Origin of the sequence: Vaginella massiliensis (assembly GCF_900089075.1) — a bacterium.
GTDB lineage: Bacteria > Bacteroidota > Bacteroidia > Flavobacteriales > Weeksellaceae > Weeksella > Weeksella massiliensis_A.
This window is the reverse complement of the sequence record NZ_LT593743.1, coordinates 1-1,583: the sequence shown is the minus strand read 5'-3', so window position 1 is coordinate 1,583 and position 1,583 is coordinate 1. Positions and strand designations below refer to the sequence as shown.

Here is a 1,583-nt window from a genome sequence, read left to right as displayed (position 1 = left end):
ACCGATGACCTCCTGCGTGCAAGGCAGGCGCTCTAGCCAGCTGAGCTAATTCCCCTCTTTTTTAGTGTTAACCAAGCTGTAGTCTCAGGCAGACTCGAACTGCCGACCTCTACATTATCAGTGTAGCGCTCTAACCAGCTGAGCTATGAGACTCTTTCTAAACTCTAAAAAGAGTGGTCTGTTTTCCTTTTTATTTCGTTTATTTATTTTTTTTAGAAAAAACTAAGCCAAGACAATTTGAGTCATAATAACCTAAACATCGTATTGCTCTAAATATGAGATGTTCCAGCCGCACCTTCCGGTACGGCTACCTTGTTACGACTTAGCCCTAGTTACCAGTTTTACCCTAGGCAGCTCCTTTGACGGTCACCGACTTCAGGTACCCCCAGCTTCCATGGCTTGACGGGCGGTGTGTACAAGGCCCGGGAACGTATTCACCGCATCATGGCTGATATGCGATTACTAGCGATTCCAGCTTCATAGAGTCGAGTTGCAGACTCCAATCCGAACTGAGACCGGTTTTGAAGATTCGCATCCTGTCACCAGGTAGCTGCCCTCTGTACCGGCCATTGTAGCACGTGTGTAGCCCAAGACGTAAGGGCCGTGATGACTTGACGTCGTCCCCACCTTCCTCGCGGCTTACGCCGGCAGTCTCTCTAGAGTCCCCGTCTTTAAACGCTGGCAACTAGAAATAGGGGTTGCGCTCGTTGCAGGACTTAACCTAACACCTCACGGCACGAGCTGACGACAGCCATGCAGCACCTTGCATTCTGTCCGAAGAAATATCCATTTCTGAATACAGCAAAATACATTTAAGCCTTGGTAAGGTTCCTCGCGTATCATCGAATTAAACCACATGCTCCACCGCTTGTGCGGGCCCCCGTCAATTCCTTTGAGTTTCAATCTTGCGATCGTACTCCCCAGGTGGGATACTTATTACTTTCGCTTAACCACTGAATCCGAAAATCCAACAGCAAGTATCCATCGTTTACGGCGTGGACTACCAGGGTATCTAATCCTGTTCGCTCCCCACGCTTTCGTCCATCAGCGTCAATGTTGTATTAGTAACCTGCCTTCGCAATTGGTATTCTGCGTAATATCTATGCATTTCACCGCTACACTACACATTCTAGCTACTTCATACAAATTCTAGCTAAACAGTATCAATGGCAGTTCCTCAGTTGAGCTGAGGGATTTCACCACTGACTTATTTAGCCGCCTACGGACCCTTTAAACCCAATAAATCCGGATAACGCTCGCACCCTCCGTATTACCGCGGCTGCTGGCACGGAGTTAGCCGGTGCTTATTCTTCTGGTACCTTCAGCTACTCAGCTCGTGAGTAGGTTTATCCCCAGAGAAAAGTAGTTTACAACCCATAAGGCAGTCGTCCTACACGCGGGATGGCTGGATCAGGCTTCCACCCATTGTCCAATATTCCTCACTGCTGCCTCCCGTAGGAGTCTGGTCCGTGTCTCAGTACCAGTGTGGGGGATCTCCCTCTCAGGACCCCTAAAGATCATCGCCTTGGTGAGCCGTTACCTCACCAACTAGCTAATCTTACGCATGACTATCCTTATCCGAT

Annotated in this window: 1 tRNA gene and 1 rRNA gene; both read right to left on the bottom strand. The window is 48.9% G+C overall.

Annotated features, from left to right (window positions below):
- Positions 1–79 precede the first annotated feature (79 nt).
- A tRNA-Ile gene (locus tag BN8061_RS00035) sits at positions 80–153 on the bottom strand.
- Between the two features lie 120 nt (positions 154–273).
- Positions 274–1,583: ribosomal RNA gene (locus tag BN8061_RS00030) — 16S ribosomal RNA — on the bottom strand; the annotation flags it as partial.